The sequence below is a fragment of the Leptolyngbya sp. FACHB-1624 genome (assembly GCF_047649235.1).
GTDB lineage: Bacteria > Cyanobacteriota > Cyanobacteriia > Leptolyngbyales > Leptolyngbyaceae > Leptolyngbya > Leptolyngbya boryana.
In genome coordinates this window covers 4,113,402-4,128,577 of the sequence record NZ_CP180258.1, presented here as the reverse complement: position 1 = coordinate 4,128,577, position 15,176 = coordinate 4,113,402, and the positions used below count along the sequence as shown (strand labels likewise).

Annotated in this window: 14 protein-coding genes; 7 read left to right on the top strand and 7 right to left on the bottom strand. The window is 42.6% G+C overall.

The window, feature by feature from the left end:
* Nucleotides 1-422: 422 nt before the first annotated feature.
* The 6 genes from ACMUEV_RS19480 to ACMUEV_RS19455 all read left to right on the top strand — a co-directional run bounded on the left by ACMUEV_RS19480 (nt 423) and on the right by ACMUEV_RS19455 (nt 4,961).
* Entirely contained in the window at nt 423-1,439 is a 1,017-nt protein-coding gene (locus ACMUEV_RS19480) for a hypothetical protein (RefSeq protein WP_190650875.1), read from the top strand.
* Between the two features lie 198 nt (nt 1,440-1,637).
* The gene (locus ACMUEV_RS19475; protein ID WP_190650873.1) at nt 1,638-2,108 is read left to right on the top strand and encodes a J domain-containing protein; all 471 of its coding nucleotides are present in this window, start codon (nt 1,638-1,640) and stop codon (nt 2,106-2,108) included.
* Nucleotides 2,105-2,764: an HNH endonuclease gene (locus ACMUEV_RS19470; RefSeq protein WP_190650871.1), complete on the top strand. Its 660-nt coding sequence runs from the start codon at nt 2,105-2,107 to the stop codon at nt 2,762-2,764. The genes ACMUEV_RS19475 and ACMUEV_RS19470 overlap by 4 nt, the downstream gene beginning before the upstream one ends.
* 380 nt (nt 2,765-3,144) lie before the next feature.
* Nucleotides 3,145-3,513: a hypothetical protein gene (locus ACMUEV_RS19465; protein ID WP_190650869.1), complete on the top strand. Its 369-nt coding sequence runs from the start codon at nt 3,145-3,147 to the stop codon at nt 3,511-3,513.
* Between the two features lie 19 nt (nt 3,514-3,532).
* Complete coding sequence (locus tag ACMUEV_RS19460) at nt 3,533-4,129, top strand: hypothetical protein (protein ID WP_190650867.1); 597 nt, start codon at nt 3,533-3,535, stop codon at nt 4,127-4,129.
* 277 nt (nt 4,130-4,406) lie between these two features.
* A complete protein-coding gene (locus tag ACMUEV_RS19455; RefSeq protein ID WP_190650865.1) occupies nt 4,407-4,961 on the top strand; it encodes a hypothetical protein in 555 nt (184 codons plus the stop codon).
* Here ACMUEV_RS19455 and ACMUEV_RS19450 read toward each other — a convergent pair.
* The 7 genes from ACMUEV_RS19450 to ACMUEV_RS19420 form a co-directional block, all read right to left on the bottom strand.
* On the bottom strand, nt 4,941-5,861 hold the full coding sequence (locus ACMUEV_RS19450) for a hypothetical protein (RefSeq protein ID WP_190650863.1): 921 nt from the start codon (nt 5,859-5,861) through the stop codon (nt 4,941-4,943). The genes ACMUEV_RS19455 and ACMUEV_RS19450 overlap by 21 nt on opposite strands.
* 1,157 nt (nt 5,862-7,018) lie before the next feature.
* The gene (locus tag ACMUEV_RS19445; RefSeq protein ID WP_190650861.1) at nt 7,019-7,411 is read right to left on the bottom strand and encodes a hypothetical protein; all 393 of its coding nucleotides are present in this window, start codon (nt 7,409-7,411) and stop codon (nt 7,019-7,021) included.
* Nucleotides 7,412-7,487: 76 nt separating this feature from the next.
* On the bottom strand, nt 7,488-8,114 hold the full coding sequence (locus ACMUEV_RS19440; protein WP_190650859.1) for a hypothetical protein: 627 nt from the start codon (nt 8,112-8,114) through the stop codon (nt 7,488-7,490).
* Nucleotides 8,111-8,623, bottom strand: coding sequence for a hypothetical protein (locus ACMUEV_RS19435; RefSeq protein WP_190650857.1), 513 nt, complete (start codon nt 8,621-8,623; stop codon nt 8,111-8,113). Before ACMUEV_RS19435 ends, ACMUEV_RS19440 begins: the two co-directional genes overlap by 4 nt.
* 1,522 nt (nt 8,624-10,145) lie before the next feature.
* A complete protein-coding gene (locus ACMUEV_RS19430; protein ID WP_190650855.1) occupies nt 10,146-13,211 on the bottom strand; it encodes a VapE domain-containing protein in 3,066 nt (1,021 codons plus the stop codon).
* 324 nt (nt 13,212-13,535) lie between these two features.
* On the bottom strand, nt 13,536-13,727 hold the full coding sequence (locus tag ACMUEV_RS19425; protein ID WP_190650853.1) for a hypothetical protein: 192 nt from the start codon (nt 13,725-13,727) through the stop codon (nt 13,536-13,538).
* Nucleotides 13,728-14,079: 352 nt separating this feature from the next.
* A complete protein-coding gene (locus ACMUEV_RS19420; protein WP_415354641.1) occupies nt 14,080-14,364 on the bottom strand; it encodes a hypothetical protein in 285 nt (94 codons plus the stop codon).
* Between the two features lie 500 nt (nt 14,365-14,864).
* On the opposite strand from ACMUEV_RS19420, the gene ACMUEV_RS19415 reads away from it, so the two are divergent.
* A complete protein-coding gene (locus ACMUEV_RS19415) occupies nt 14,865-15,155 on the top strand; it encodes a hypothetical protein (protein ID WP_190650852.1) in 291 nt (96 codons plus the stop codon).
* The last annotated feature ends 21 nt before the right edge of the window (nt 15,156-15,176 follow it).

Genomic DNA, 15,176 nt, shown 5'->3' with positions numbered 1-15,176 from the left:
ATTGCGTCATACTCAGGTGAGAGACGTAGAGAAGCCAACCTATACATCAACATATCCAGGGGTCTCAGGATTTCGGGTAATCAAAAGTGACTTTTGGAAATCGAGAGTAATCAAAAATACTCCCCTGGAGCCTTATCAGAGCTTCTCGTAATCGCTTGAATAGTTTAGAGAATACTGAATACAGCGCACTCTAACGATTCTTTACGAGCATGAAGATTGTATGAATCCGCTCCCAACAGTTCAGGGTAAACACTGATAGGGTGTTAAAAATGCTCTACAGAAGTTTGTAGTGTCTTATGAGCAGTTTCACACCGGATTTAGGTTACTCCAGAAGTGCATCGCTAATCGATCCACAGATTACTGTAAGTACCTTCAAAAGCCCTTTTGACTTCATCCTTTCAGATTCCCCTATACATGGTCGGATGGTTTCTAGAGATCTTGTAAGAACCCCTACAGCCGATCGCAATGCCCAGAACTATAAGTTTGAATATGAGGATGGTCGGGTGATCATTGCCAGGGCTTTTCAGAATTACTCTATGGATTCCCAGGGGGTTTACAGTATTCCTGGATCTGCTGTATTTCAAGACATTACTGAAAGAACGTTAGGGAGCGCTTACAAGAGTTTCACAAATGGCGTTTACGTGCCCTACACCATGCAGCAATTGGCTTCTAAAAGCCTTTATGACCCAGGGGTTCAATTAACTCCTGGGGGGAGCCTGAGAGCTTTTGACTTGGCTGATAACGAGTTTGTGACGCTCCAAATGGACTTGCAGGGGCGGGTTTTTGAGAAGGTAGATCCTCAATGGGCTATGGTTCCCCCAGACCACACACCACCCCCTGGAGGAATCTATAACCCTGTAAACATTCCCTCGAACACAATCCCAAATTATTACCAAGGGGGGTACACCCCTTCAGAAACCCCACTATCCCCTAATCCAATTGACGTGACTTCAGGGGGCTTTGAGGATTCAGAACAAAACCTTGAGCCTTTCTGTAGAGTGCTTCCGTCGATTTTAGAGATTGCTCCGGAGACTCCCCCACCATCGGGTAATTGGTGGGAGTCTTTAGGAACTCCCACACCGTTTGATTGGAGTACAGCGACCCGAGTTGAATCCACTCTACCCCCTGGGGAAGAACTCTTTCCAACCACACCGATCGACCCTGAGATCCAAAAAGCTGCCGATGAGTTTTTCAAACCCAAAAATCAACCTTCAACCCCCTCATGGGTTCCAGGGGGTAACGCTTCGATTATTGACCTTAGCAGCATCACCCCTGGAGCAATCACACCCTCTGATAACACCCCTCAAATCCCTACACCTGACCCGCTGTTGCTTAGTAATGATTTCTGGAGCCGTTTCGAGAAACCTTTGAACGTTTTTGAGGCTTCGCCAGTGATCGTGGCGATCAGCACAAACCCCGGAGAAGAGATCGCGAATTAGGGGGAGGGAATTAGGGGAATCATAATACCCCCTGGAGCTTCAGAGAATCTTCTTGAGATCCCCTTGTTATGGGAATAATTTCTGTAGTTATTTGTGAAAGATAGAGCAGAAATTGTTCCCTCAGATACAAAGTCTAGTTATTTTTGACTGGCTTTTAGACATTGCACTGTCCCAAAATGTAGGAGTTTAGGCATAAAAATGTATACCGTTGAAGACCTGAAGAGTAAATATAAGAAATTTTCTGAGGCTAAGGATCATTTCCAGATTAAGGCTGGAAGTTGGCAGAAACTCTGTGACAAATTAAATGCAGAGTCTCAGAAAGACGCACAAATCCGTAAGCTCGAAACGGAAATTAAAGCACTGCGATCAGAATTGTCCAAAACGGCGGCGAAAAGTGATTTAGATATACTACTAACTGACTTAGTGTATCCACGGGGGGTTGGGTCTGATGAAGTTTTCGAGTCTCCTGAAGCGCTAGAAAACGAGCCAGAAGATACAGGTAGAGATGACTGGGCATACTTTGAATCGGTTCTCAAACGCCGTTATTATCGCTTAGCGAAACGCTATCACCCTGACAACGGGGGTTCTGAAGCTCAAATGAACAACCTTATCAATGCCTATGAAGTTGGTAGAACCTTCGTAAAATCCAACGGGGGATTGGATAAGTGAGTTCCGTTATTCAAATAGAGACTGATCTAAGTCCGGGGCAACTAAACAAATTCAAAAGCCTTTTTGCCAAGATGCAGCTAAGAGATGGAAAAGCCTATTTTCCTACAAGCGAAATGCATGGTGTTTTACTAACACATAGTAAGCAAAATGCTTTGAACATCATCAAATCTCACCTAAGATTCATTCAGCCGTACATTTGGAAGGAAAATGATGATCAGTATCTAAAGCATATTGGGATAGACATTCTTCTAGAACAACTCGGTGAGGAGAGTCCAAAGAAGAAAACTCAATACCTTGCAGCTAGAGCCTATATTTCAGCCTGGTTAGCCAATAATCCTGAAGTCTTCAAGGATGCTCAATTGACAGGGCAAGAATTAGACCGGAAAAAGATCAGCGCCATGCAGTCTGTAAGAAATAAGGCGACTCATTGTGCACTGTCTGGGAAACCATTTGGACAAGGTGTAGAGTGCCACGTTCACCATATCGAAGGTGTTAGTGAACAACCGGATCTAGCAACTGACCCGAAAAACTTGATTGCTATCTGTGAAGATATCCACAAGGCTTATCACAGTTGGGTCAATTCCCAGGGGGGGAGCGTAACAAGAGCTACCCTAAAGCAGTTTGCAGCCTTGCATGGATATAAAAGAAACTGGTAGAGCGTCCCCTGGAACTTCAAGAGAGATCGCAATGGTTCTCAAAGTTCCAGGGGGTTAGGTGTGATCAGAATTCTAAAAGTAACTTTTTAGGTGTTGAGCAACTAATACATCCCTCGATGCCTTGTAAATGGCGATGAGTGTTTTATTCGGCTTAAATACACCGGAGTCAACCTAAACCAATCGAGATTTTCATCTATTTACCTGTGAGAAAACCGGAACCATTTCTGGGGTTAATTCTGTGCTCTAGAGGGCAACATCAAATCTATGGTGCAAGTGCCCAGAAGGTTTTGAACTGATCGAGGGTAAAAGGTTTGTAAATTGATTCTGGCTCTCAAATTCTTGACTAACTAGCCACAAACTAAAACAAAGTACTAATCACAATGAAGACCAAACTATCAATTATCTCTTTAACTGCCCTTGCAATCGGTCTAACAGCCCCCGCAATTTCTGCACAAGAAACCAGGGGGTTTCAAGCCAATCGATATCAAATCGCTGAAACTCGCAGAATTGCTAAACGCTATTACGCAAAATACTTTGCCAGGGAAGACGCGATCGCAGACGCAATTGATTCGACTTGCCAAGCTGCAAAAATTGAAGGCTCCTTGGAAAATTTAACAAGTATTCGGCTCACCACCATGCAAAAGCTTGATCGGCAAGGGCAGCTTGAAATACTTGATTTCTACCTAGCAGTAGATGTGATCGCGCTAAGTTCTGTTTGCCCTGAATATCGGTACGTTCTGAAGCGCTAGACCCAAGCATTAACCAATCATGAAAGACACACTCAAAGAAATTTTTACAATTCTAAGCAACTGGGCGAACAGTGCTCAAACCCGCGCTGATCGCAATTCCAGATGGTTTCTAATCTGTCTAGGGGCTTGTTTCCCTGTCATGGTCATTCTAGGGGGACTAGGGGCAATTCTAAGCCCCTCTAAACCGTCTCAGGTTGCCCAAACCACGCCCGTAGCAGTTCCATCTGGTAAACCTACCGTAGAACCTTCAGAGAGTGCCCCTAGCACCCCTCAAGCTACCCCTAACACCCCGACACTAAACGCAAATTGCCCGATCCTAGTTCATGGTATTGTTGCAGGGGGCAAAGCCCTAGAAGTCTTACAATCCGATGGGAGCCAATCTTATTGGGTGTTGCTGACTAATGCTTCTCAGCAGAAGATCTTTGCATCCCAGGGGCTTGCTTTGGTCAGTTACGAAAACTTCATTGATACTGGGCTATCGATGGAAAGCTTTCAGACAATCCGAAAAGCTGTCTATTCAGCTTATGGGGGAGCGGATCGAGTCGCTTTTGTCTCTGTAGGGCAATCAACGGTGTTAGGGTCAAACCCTGGATTTACTGGAAAGACTTGCATCTAAAATACTGAGACAACCCCCTGGAGCGATCGCAATGATCTGCAAGGTTCCAGGGGGTGCAAGAAAGTGACTTTTGCCACCCCCTGGTTTTTGTTTACCCCCTGGAACTTTTTGGGCTACCGCAAGAGATCCTTTAGAAGCCCCTAGGGGCAATGAATACAGTGCGCTTTAATGATCATAAGTATGAAGATTGTGTAAATCTTTTTCAATCCATCAGGGTAAACACTGACACGATGTTAAAACTCTCTACAGAAGTTTGTAGTGTCTTATGAGCAGTTTCATGAATATAGAGCCTTGGAAAATAATCAGCGATTTCATGAACATAGAGTATTGGAAAATTATAATCGCTGCTGTGCTTGGGTTTATAACTGCTGTATTCACAGAACCAATCAAAAACCACTTTTCGGTGAAAGTTAAGAAAAAGCAAATAAGAATAGGCTTATATAAGGAAATTACAAGCATCTATGAAGGCTTGAGACTGTATCTCAGAGCTTCTGAGAATAATCCACAAAGCGTATCTATCCTAGATATTTTAGGCTCAGATTTTAGTTGCTATGAATACGCCAAAAAGGAGCCAGTAATTTTCTACCAACTAAGAGAGGCTACACTGATAAATCTGATTTATCAGAACATCACTACGCTAAAGCAAAAAGACGATTCAATACACCCTGAGAAGAAGATACATCTTATTAAAGCTGTTTTAGACCAAATAGATTTCATTACTTCCAGCAGTAGTTTTAATGGAAAACTCTTTAGAAGGCTATTAAAAGATTTACGTATCACTAAAAAGGTACGGCAAAAGGCTTTAAGCGAGTCACTCACCCAAATCAAATAATGTTGGGGATGTTGGGGAACTACCCGGAACTACGCTCAGAACCTCTTGAATTTCATATTTTGTTGAGACCAAATTGTTATCCGCATCGTAGTTCGAGGTAACTTCAACAGTTGCTTTTATAGAATCCCCAGGGGCTAATGGGAACTCTCTTCTACGAAATCGAGTGATCCACTCAAAGTCAGACACCTTAACTTCAATCACCTTATCTTGATAGAACTCCCACTTGGAAGATCCTAGATAGTCCGGTTTTTTTATCTTGAGAATCATCGTAGAAGTATTTTTAATGGTTTGAACAGTAAGGATCTTTTCTATCGAATCTGGGGAGAAATCAAAAACTAAATTAAAAGTAGTTTCTTGCCCATCAGGTAGAATCATTTTTGCTTTGTCCTGAGAACTTAGGGGCTTTACTGCCTCCTGAAACTCTTTACAGGAGTTTAGGAGATTTTTCTTACTAATATCGGTATAAACAGGCATATCCCTAGTAGGGTTCACTTCATGTAGCAGTTCATTAATCCTAAACTGTGTATCTGTGAGTCCAACATTTGTTACTTCTGTTCGACCATTTGAAAAGTCAATTATGAAGTATTTTGCTTTTGCCAAATATTTAGACAGGAGATTGAGATCAATATTATTTGTTGGTAAGTTATCAGGCAGCTTAAAAGCATTTTTTAACCAGACACGTATTGAACCCTGCTGAACGTCTTCAAGAAGCAAGACGGGTTCTACCTCTATAGGAATCGATTGTATTAAATAACCATCAACGGTTTTACAGGCTTCGATTAGCTTAGTCAATGCGGAAAAAACCCTAGAAGGATTCTCACTCGCCTTCTCAAACTCAATTACCAACCCAAAAGATGTGGCTGCATTTGCGCTACTGGTTAAGAAAGATTGAGATGTCATTGAGCGCTATCCGGGATTATCTGAAAAATCTTGAAAATCCGAACTCTACCATCAATCATAATTCCCATCAATAGTACAAATATATCGTAATTCTGAGGAGATGGTGAACTGAGCAGATTAATTTTGAATAACTCCTTCCAAGCTCCAGGGGGGTGGTTCATTGGGGCAACTCAAAAAATTATTGGGGCAACTCTAGAATTTATTGGGGCAAAACGCTAGAAGCCTTACTATGCGAGCGTTCCAGCCATTATTGGGGCAACATTGGGGCAATTTTAGAAAATGGCTAGAACTCTTACACTCTATGGGTTATAGCGATTATTGGGGCAAAACTGGGGCAACGCCTAAAAACGGCTGAAAGCCTTATGGGGTAAGCGTTTCAGGCTCTATTGGGGCAAAAAATCGCCTTTTCTAAGACATTTTGAAATTTCTTTGGGTCTGTGGGTGTGCCCCTTCGGGGTGTTTCAAGTTCCAGGGGGTTGTCTCTATTTGTTGGAGTTTTCTAAATCTGTTCCCCTTTAATAGTGGGGCAAGAATTATCTATTAATATATATGTACTACTTTAATATAGTACTATTGTTCTCTATTTTTCTGCACCAATAATTCTGTAAGGGTTTCAGCCATTTCAAGAAGACTCAAACAGATGAATCAGAATTTCCAGACCCCTAAAGCACCCCCCTGGAACAAATTCAAATCTGTCTAAATGTCTTAAAAAACGCGATTTTTTGCCCCAATAGAGGCTGAAAGCCTTACCAATACTGCGTTTTAGCCGTTTTTAGACGTTGCCCCAGTTTTGCCCCAATAATCGATAGACCCTATAAGCTGTAAGGATTCTAGCCATTTTTCAAAATTGCCCCAATGTTGCCCCAATAATGCTTGAAATCCTTACTAGGAAAGGATTTTAGCGTTTTGCCCCAATAAATTTGAGTTTTGCCCCAATAAAAAACCAGGGGCTTAATCCCCCTGGCATCCTGACGTATCAAAAACGGTTTACTTGATGAGTTTGACGAGTGTTGACTTTCCTTTTGGGCGGTACTCGATCAACCCAGTAATTTCTTAAAGAATTTGGGGTGAACTTGCAATTGCTTTCTATTCATTGCATTAGATTGCCCAGATTAAGAATGCCCTAAACAGAGGACAAATTGTAATTTATAGTCTAGCTAGACATCTTCTGATGAAAGAGTAACTGGTTCCTCCCTAACGATAAGAGGGATATTGGCTACTTCTCTCCATTGTTCCTCTTCGTAAAGCTCTAGTCGGAATCTATATACTCCAGGACTAGACATTGTTACTACCGGTATTCGGATAACCAAACGGCTTCTTGAATAAGATGTAAGATCGAGAGGATATATTGTTTGCTCTAGAGTTTTTTGTTCTGGGGAGATGAGTAAGAGCCTAATTTCCCCTTTGGCAGGTTGAGCCTCTTTTTCTCTTTCCCAGAATGTAACTAAATCAAAATTTACAAGTATGTTTGTTTGTACAGCCGTGTTAGTTTCTTGTACTTCTGAATTTCGATAGACAGTTATCTCTTCTGGGATTTCGAAAAGAGTCACACTATTCGTGTCTGCGTTAGTAATGCTCCTTGTACAAAGCACTGTCCAGATGTGATGAAGCATTATCCCTGCCTAACTATGCTGTAACAAAAACTTCTGATGAACCCTTGGACGCTGTAACAGAAAAATTTAGACTGCCGCGTACTGTTGAAGAAACTGTAGAGGCTGTGCTTGCAACAGCGTAACTCTTAACAGATTGCCCAGTGATTTGAGAATTTTGGCTTCGACGAATTTCTTGGGTCACTTGAACTGTTGCTTGTGGTCTAGAGTTGGAGTAGAAAAATTCCTGTCTTAATTCATACTTACTAACGCTCGTATTGCTTTTAATTTCCTTAAACGAAGAGTACGTCAGAAAATGCTGAGCCGTTTTATTACTCCACCAACAGTTTGGTATCTTGGCAACAATTGCAGCTCCCTCTTGAGCTAAATCTAGATCGACCAAGCTCAAGGTCTGCATGTAGGTAGCCAGAGCTACATCCCAAGGATTTCTATAGTTTAAGTCGAAATCTTTTTTGGCTAAATGTCTAATCCGTGCTAGAACAAGATGTCGCTGTCGTGACGATTTAGAAAGCTTTCTAAGAAGCTCTGTAACTGCTTCGTGTTCATAAGCGAACCGGATGAAAGTTTTATACCCACTAGCCAAATTTGCTTGAGCAGCAAACTCGGTGGTTTCAAGAGACCTTAACACTTCATCGAACTTCATGATGGCTTTCTCCGGTCAGTCCAGAACGCTTTTGGAATTCCATATTGATATGGAACATCTTGAATGAGATGGATATACTCACCATGATGCCCCCATTTACTTAACACTTTAACCTCTCGCGAGGCATTGGCAATGTCAAACTCCAGACCGATTATCAAACCAACATGTGTTGGGGTCTCATTTTCGTAATAAACTACAACATCTCCGACTTCGACTTCGTTTAATCCTGAGAGTCTTCGATATTTGTCTTCTTTCAGAATAAATTCAAGTTCTTCAATGTCGATACAGGTTCGTCGCGAGGCAAAAACCATCCCCATACAGTTGTATGTCGATGAAGCAGATCGTAATTTGGCGTTTGGATTTGTCTTTCTATCCATCTCCAAACCCGCTTGAATCATCTCAGGAGGTAATTCTTTAGGTCTTTCATTTCTAATATGCTGTCTACTGCAAGTTTCTAATGCAACAGCTAATCTATCGTTTGTACCGCCCGCATCAATAATCAGTTCCATTATCTCATTTCGCCTTGGCTAAACCTTGACCTTTAACCTCAAGGGCAGATGTGTACACATTTTCCTATATGAACTTATGAACTTGCTCAGAAATTAGGTGAACACATCACTCGAAAGCATTTGTGCTCTATTACTAGCCCCAGAATGAGCAAAAGGACTAACTCAAGACCTAAAAGACCACTAGAGGAGTATCTGGGAGTTCTTCGGGACATCTCGTAGATCTCCAGGGGGATGGTTGACAAATTTTACTATGGTGCGAAACTCTCCCAAAAGACAACCCTAAAACTGATTTTCAAAAATCTGGAAGATCCTCAAGGCTCCAGGGTCACTCTACAAAAAGTCACTTTCCGACACTACTGAATACTGTTGATAAATTAATACACCCCTCTAGAATGCCCTGTAAATGTCTATAGGGGTTTAGTTAGGAATTCTAGGCATAAGTCGAGGAGAAGGGCTAGAATCGCCACTTAGACCGATCAGAGAGGATGTTTGATCCTAGATTAATTTAGATGTTCTAGGGATCTCTAGGTTGTCTTACAGAGTGCCAGGGGGTGATACCCCCCCTATAAATTCCCTTAGGAATTCAGGTATCTTTTTGACCCCTGGAGCGGTCTTTTTAGAGCGATCGCATAATCCTTTAGATTCCAGGGGGGTGTAAATCAAGGAGTCATCGGAGATCTTTCAATTCCTAGGGGGTTGCTCGGAGCCTCCTTAGGTTCAAACACCTTGATAACTAAAAGACCACTAGCGGTTAGGTTTAGTGCAAAAAAGAGAGTGAAGACTCCCCTGGAAAAGTTAGAGTTTTTGTCGTTAAGAACTTCAGACAGCAGACGGGGAACCGTATAGGTTGTAATGACTAGACCAATCAGTGAAATCATGGGAGTTAAGGGGGTATAACGCTTTACACCCTATAGCACAGTTATTTTGCCATCAGCGAGTTCATCAAGGATTCATCATTAATTTGCTTAATCTCTACAAAAGCATCAAGAAATGCCTGAAGAATCGCGTTTTTAATGGCTTTTAGAGACCTCAATTATTTGTAAAGCTTGAACAGTAAAGCTTTTAGGAATTTGCATAGATAAAAATCTATTGCTACCCCTATATCTATAGATTTTATCGTGCTACCCCTAGGGGTAGCAGTCTGTAATCCTTATGCTGCAAGGGTTTTGGGGAGACTGCTACCCCTTGCTACCCCTAAAGACCCGTTTTTCTAAACTTTGAAATAATCAACAGCACCAGGGGGTGTCAACAGCACCAGGGGGGCGCACTACCCCGTAAATAAATTATTTTTACTTTTTATTAAAAATAGGGGTAGCAGAGGTAGCAGTAAGCTGAAAGCCATGCCCCCTGGTAGTTTGAGGGTGCTACCCCTAATTAGAAACTAGGGGTAGCATGGGGTAGCAGAGGTAGCAAGGGGTAGCAAGGAAAATTCGTTGAAAAGAGGAAACCCCCTGGAACCCTGAGAGATCTCTGAGATCGCTTGAAAGGTTCCAGGGGGTTGTGTGATTTCGTTTCAAATGGCTTAAACGACTTCCATCGGTTTCATATTTGCGCTATTTGCGCTATTTGTAATTACCACTTGTCTTCCAGTCCAATGAATTTCCACTGTCCAGCGTTGACAGACATCCATGATGCCTTCTTGAGGCTCTTTTACAACGGTTGCCCTTTTCCATTTCCCGCTATCAGAAACCCATACTTGATCGCCTATCTTGGCATCCCAAAGTCTAGGGACTGGTTTGTTTCTGATTTCAGTTTGATCAAAGAACTCATCCGCTATCAGGGATTCTTGGAAGATTAAAAGATCCTCGATAGTTGGCTCCACTTGGGTTTGTGTCCCCCCCTGGTTCTTCTGATATTCGGCTTTCACTTCATTACCAGGCGCAACGCTCCGAGCAATACCCTGGTTCCCCTGATATTCAGCTTTCACTTCATTGCTAGGAACCCAACGCTTAACCTGTTTTCCATCAACTCGGAGATTCTTTTTCTCCCATCCCAACTGAGTCAAGATTTTTGAAACTCGTTTCTGTTCTCTTTGGGTCTGCTGATTGATTGGGCATTGCAAATTAAAGTCAAGGATTTCTTTAATCGAAACCATAGCTTTACCCTGCAAAGAAGCCTTGATCTCTTCTTCCCAAGGGTCTGTTCTTTGAAACTGATCTGCAATCAGCTTTGCTTCTCTTTCTTCATCATCTGTTAGATGCCATTGATAACCACTTTTATAAAGTGCTACTGCGGCTGCCCATAACCGATCCCTTTCCTCTTTCAACAGAGCAATATCAATTTTGCCCGATACAGGGATAATCCAAAATCTGCGTTCCCCAGTGGGGTCAATCAAAAATTCTGTCTCGTTTGTAGTGCCAACTAACACAAATCTACGCTGCATAGATTGATCCGCACGGGCATACGGTAATCGAACTACATCTGTTTTGTTCGTGACGAAACCTTTTACTTTTGATAGCGCTTTCTCAGAAAAAACTGTTTCAAATTCTGCATATTCACAGAACCAATGCTTGTGCATCTTAGCAATCTCATCGGTCGGGTTTGAGTTGTTTAGCGAGTCAATGAAAGCGTCATCTCTAGCTGCCAGAACACGCCAAAAAGTAGATTTCAACCAACCCTGCCCCCCCTGGAGAATGGCTATAGTATCCACCTTGCATCCCGGATCGAATACTCTAGCAACAGCCGCAACCTTGGTCTTAATGATCATCGTGTTGTAGATGGGTCTTGACTGACCGAAATACCTTTGAGCAACCCCCTGGAGAATTGAGGTGTCATCCCCATATTTTTGATGTACTCCTTCAAGGTAGTCAACGATCGGGTGATAAGCGTGTGCTTTAGCCGCTTTGATCACTGCATCCCTTATATCGTCTTTATTTCGAGATGCAGGCTTAAAGTTATGATCGATCGACAAATCCGCTTTGATTGCTTCAAGACTCAACTCTTGACCATCTAACTCAATGTTTAGCTTAAGTTCGTTGTATTTCAGGCGTTCCCCAAACTTTTTAAGCATCATCAGGTAATCGTAGAAGATAGGATCATCCTTTTTCAGCCATCCCCAAACCAATGCACCTGAAAGAGTTAGGATTTCTTCGGTTTTCCCCTGTGATCGTAAGATGCGAATCTCCTTCTCTACAAGGCTCCCTAGATACTTATCGTCAAATTCAAACCCTGAACGGTGGCATGAGTGAATTTGTTGCTTATTGAGGTACAAAACTGCGAGTTTCAGGATCTCCTCTTTTGCTCTGTCTAGGTCTTGCACTGGGGCTGATCCCCAGTGTTCAGGGAGAGACATCAAAAGCTTTGTAGGGTCGTCTTTCTCCTCCAAAGCTTCATAGGAGTCTTGACCCATGATCTGAATTGCGAGTTTCTGAACTTTCTCTGCGAAGCTAGGAACACATCGCTTTGCCTCAATCTCTTTCAGCCGCTTTTGAACCTCTGCGGCTTTCTCTGGGTGGGTTTGCTGAATCTTTGGAAACACATCATTGTATTTCCAGAAAATGCTTCCAATTGTTTTTGCTTCTCCTTCTGGTTTGATGCCCCAAGCATTCCATTTTTCTCGATAGGTGTCTTCAGGTTCGTCTTTGAAGTCCTTAGCCGTTCTCGACCATTCGACCCAAGCCTGAAAGATTTCCTCATCTGCTTCTGGGTAGTCTTTAGTCATCTGTTTGAACATCAACCCTACGTTAGCCCAAGCATGTTCACATTCAGGTCTGAACTCTTCACAGCCATCCTCAAACTGTAAAAAGCCAAGTTTCGTCGTAACCTCAGCCAACTTAGAAGCTACATCGGTTTCATAGTAGACCGTTGGTAAAAAGCTACTTTCAGCAGCACTTTCGGATTTCTCAAAGGATTGAGATTTACCCCCCTGGAGCTTTGCGATCGCATCACACCAATCCAGGGGGAGAGTCTCAAAATGCCAAACTCCATCTTTCTTTAAGCCATTGTTCTGGTAACTTCCTGTGATCGGGTGAAACCCATACAAGTTCTGATACTTCTTGCCTGCTAGAAACTCCAGAATTGGGTGTGTAGAATCCGATTTATCAAAAATTTGCTTGAGTTTGAGAGAAATTCCAGGGGGGAGCCTGAAGAGTCTTGCCTGTCTCCCATCTCTGCCACTCCACACTGTAAAAGTCTCAGGCAACTCAGAAAGATTATGCTCAATTCTGAAACGCTCTAACCATTCTGCTGCTAGTGGGGAATCCTCATCAATTGAGAAGAAACGAGTTCTCAGATTCAAGCCCACCCCAACCATGCTTTGAGGTGCAGTCTGGATTGTGTCAGGTGTTAGAGGGTCACTGTGATATGTCGCTTTGTTCGCTTTTCTAGGATGCGCGCAGGCGGGTTTCCTGTCTTGCTCCTCTTCCTCCAGGGGTTTCCGATAGGGAGTCAATTCACAATCTTTCGGTAATTTTTTTGCAAATCCGATTACTTCCTGACGGTGATTGGGCTTAGCCCCCCCTGGAGCAATCACAGGAGTTCGAGAAGCACTATCAGCGATCGCTAAATCTCTCGAATTTCCTAACCCATTGTTAGAAACTCCTGGGATTTCTGCTTGGGCTTCGCCGGATTTCTTGCAATGTATGGTCATTTTTGTTAACCTTGAATCGTTGATTGAATTAGTTATGGAGTTGTCAGCTTGATTGCTGGTTGGTTTGTTGGTTGATTCGTTGGTTTCAGTGAACAAATCCATTTCGATCTCTTTCATCGCCTTGACCTCATATTTGAAAGTGAATCTTGCGAAATTTGCGGTTTCTCAAGAGGGTTATGAAAAACAGACACACGACCTGAAAATTATTTTTTGTTCACCCCCTGGAGCATCTAGAGAGTCCCAGGGGGTTTTTGATTTCTCACCAAATCAAAAAGTGACTTTTGGAACTTTTGAGAATTCCTAAGATGTTCTCTAAGTCTTGCTCTAAGTTGCTTGAACAGTTTGATTTACCGTCTTAGGGTCAATTCCTAAACGCTCAAAAGCTGCCTGTCTCACAAAGGTTGCTTCGGGCATATTTTGAGGTTTTTTAGCGATCAAAGCATCGTACTCAGCCGATGTAAAAGCGATCGTAATTCGCTCGTAATTTGCGTTGATAAATCTTCCCGGTCTTGCCATCTTTTAACTCCTAAAATTGTTTGAGACAATCTAGATATTGCTGCATTAACTTCAATAATAAGTAATTCTTATCTATATGTCAATCATTAATTTATTGCTTACTAAATGTCTTTTTGAATGTCAATATTTGACCTTAAATTGCTGATAAATTTGTCAACAGATGTGATCTGAAAGTGTTGATGAATTTACCAATAAATTCCTTGAAGCTATTAGGAAATGCTCAAAGATTCCTTGTGAGCGATCGCTAAAAATTGCCGTCAAAAACACCCCCTGGAGCCATGTAAGTGATCTAGGGGTAGCTGATTAAGCATTAATGGATCTCTGAAGGGTCTAGTAGTGCTCCAGGGGGTGTTTATGCGTCACTTTTAGTTGTGGAATCTTTGGGCTTCTTTCTACGATCGCCCCCTCGGTTTTCCCCTAACCGTGATTCACTAGGTTCTATTGCTTTTTGGCTCTTACAGTAATCAAACAGAACTTTTTCGATATGTCTGGATGTTGAATCACCATGAGACTCTGCTACTTTCTGGATCGCATCAATAACTAAGGTATCCAGGGTAAAAGTTATTGCTTTTCTGTGCCGAGTCATCGCGTTAATTGCCTCAAAGAAGTGCTTTGGGAAGTTCTGTAATGTCTGCATGATACTGTGCTCCGACCCCATAGGGGCAATTGAAATCATTTACCCCAACACTCTAATTCAAATCTAATATGTCTGCAATATGTTAGCTATCACGGTTTCTCTATGGAATTCGTGAAATTTCTTGCCATAATCTATTTCAAACATATTGCAAACATATTAGATTTGAATTATATTGAATTTGTCGAGGGGAGAGACAACCCCGAAGGCGAGTCCGGTTGACCCCCCGGACGGGGAAGAACCCCGAAACAAAGTGGGCGGAAGGTGAGACTCTCCCACCTGAGAAACGGTAGACCACTAAACAAAGTCCGGGGTGACTGGTAAAGGACTCTAAAGCGGGATTGCAACCGCCTTGAACACAACCATAAGAGAGAAGGAAAACTCTTTTAGCGCAGATGGTTCACCCCACAACACCGTAGGGGTTCTCAGTCCAATTCTGAGATGTGCTTTTGCTCCCCCTGGAGCACCCACAACCACTTTCAAAAATTTCAGGAGATTTCAAAATGCTCACGATTCTCTTTTCGATGCTCCTCGGAGCCTACTTAAACGCTCGAACCAAAGTTTGTAACAGCCAGGGGATTTGGCATCTGTCGATCGACTATCAACAAATCTGGCAAGACTTTCTAGAAGCTTTGCAGATGCTCAAATCGATTCGGGTTCGCACTATCGAGTTAGGTAATAGCACTCGGAACTACTTCGATAGTGCAATTGCCCCCTGGATATCTCAGAGCTTCGGGGTTTCGCTCACGATTCCCACGATTTCTTTACCCTCACTGCCAAGCTCTCAGAAGTAACCAAAAAATAACCCCTGGGAC

Bases quoted from the DNA above. Each gene is read 5' to 3' on its own strand.
- ACMUEV_RS19420 (WP_415354641.1), bottom strand. From the start codon at position 14,364: ATGCAGACATTACAGAACTTCCCAAAGCACTTCTTTGAGGCAATTAAC.
- ACMUEV_RS19465 (WP_190650869.1), top strand. From the start codon at position 3,145: ATGAAGACCAAACTATCAATTATCTCTTTAACTGCCCTTGCAATCGGT.
- ACMUEV_RS19455 (WP_190650865.1), top strand. From the start codon at position 4,407: ATGAATATAGAGCCTTGGAAAATAATCAGCGATTTCATGAACATAGAG.
- ACMUEV_RS19435 (WP_190650857.1), bottom strand. From the start codon at position 8,623: ATGGAACTGATTATTGATGCGGGCGGTACAAACGATAGATTAGCTGTT.
- ACMUEV_RS19480 (WP_190650875.1), top strand. From the start codon at position 423: ATGGTTTCTAGAGATCTTGTAAGAACCCCTACAGCCGATCGCAATGCC.
- ACMUEV_RS19460 (WP_190650867.1), top strand. From the start codon at position 3,533: ATGAAAGACACACTCAAAGAAATTTTTACAATTCTAAGCAACTGGGCG.
- ACMUEV_RS19450 (WP_190650863.1), bottom strand. From the start codon at position 5,861: ATGACATCTCAATCTTTCTTAACCAGTAGCGCAAATGCAGCCACATCT.
- ACMUEV_RS19475 (WP_190650873.1), top strand. From the start codon at position 1,638: ATGTATACCGTTGAAGACCTGAAGAGTAAATATAAGAAATTTTCTGAG.
- ACMUEV_RS19415 (WP_190650852.1), top strand. From the start codon at position 14,865: ATGCTCACGATTCTCTTTTCGATGCTCCTCGGAGCCTACTTAAACGCT.
- ACMUEV_RS19430 (WP_190650855.1), bottom strand. From the start codon at position 13,211: ATGACCATACATTGCAAGAAATCCGGCGAAGCCCAAGCAGAAATCCCA.
- ACMUEV_RS19440 (WP_190650859.1), bottom strand. From the start codon at position 8,114: ATGAAGTTCGATGAAGTGTTAAGGTCTCTTGAAACCACCGAGTTTGCT.
- ACMUEV_RS19425 (WP_190650853.1), bottom strand. From the start codon at position 13,727: ATGGCAAGACCGGGAAGATTTATCAACGCAAATTACGAGCGAATTACG.